The 785-nt window shown below is 76.9% G+C and carries 1 protein-coding gene; it reads right to left on the bottom strand.

Translation table 11 applies throughout. The features are described 5' to 3' along the window. Nucleotides 1-605: ABC transporter (locus GT045_RS20815; RefSeq protein WP_161335081.1), on the bottom strand; the 605-nt coding region annotated here is incomplete at its 3' end. Nucleotides 606-785 lie beyond the last annotated feature (180 nt).

Below are 785 nucleotides of genomic sequence, written 5' to 3'. Positions count from 1 at the left end.
CCGGCCAGGGGCGGCAGCGGCAGGGGGACCCGGCCGCTGCGCGAACCGGTGACCAGACCGCTGACCGCGGCCTGCGCCGGCGATCCGGCCGTCACCACCGCGAGCAGCGTGCCCAGCAGCATCGCGGGCACCGCCCGGCCGGTGGAGCGCAGCACCGGAGGACCGGTCAGCGCGCCGATCGCCGTACCGAGCAGCGCGCAGGCGAGGGCGGCCGGCAGTCCGGCCGCCGCGGCCCGGAGCGGGGCGACGTGCACCCGGTGCCCGTCGCTCACCGGAGCGCTGAGGGCCGTCACCACCACGGTGGCGGCCACCCCGAGCAGCGCGGCCGCGAGCAGGGCGGTGAGCAGGCAGGCGAGGTGCGCCCGGGCGGGTCCGCGCGCGGCGGCGACACAGGCCCGGGCCGCCGGCGGCTCGCCGGTGACACAGATCCGGACCAGCCAGGCGGCCACCGGCAGCAGCGCGGCGGCCGTGTAGCCGAGCGAGTTCAGCACCGGCTGGCCGCTCTGCACCCCGACGCCCAGGAACACCACGTAGAGGATCACCGGCGGCAGCCAGCGCTGGGAGCGCAGCAGCAGATCGGCCTGGTAGCGCAGGAGAGCGGTCATGAGCTGCTTCCGGGGTCGGGGAGCGGGGCACGGACGGGCTCGACACACTCCACGTGCCAGGACGGACGGGCCGTGAGCAGGACGCGCAGCAGCGGACCGGCCCGGTGGCACGCAAGAGCGGTCATGAACTGCTTCCCGGCTCGGGGAGCGGGGCACGGACGGGCTCGACACACTCCACGT

The sequence above is a fragment of the Streptomyces sp. SID486 genome, from assembly GCF_009865385.1.
GTDB lineage: Bacteria > Actinomycetota > Actinomycetes > Streptomycetales > Streptomycetaceae > Streptomyces.
Note: the sequence above shows the minus strand (reverse complement) of the source record. Positions and strands in the feature narration are given on the sequence as shown.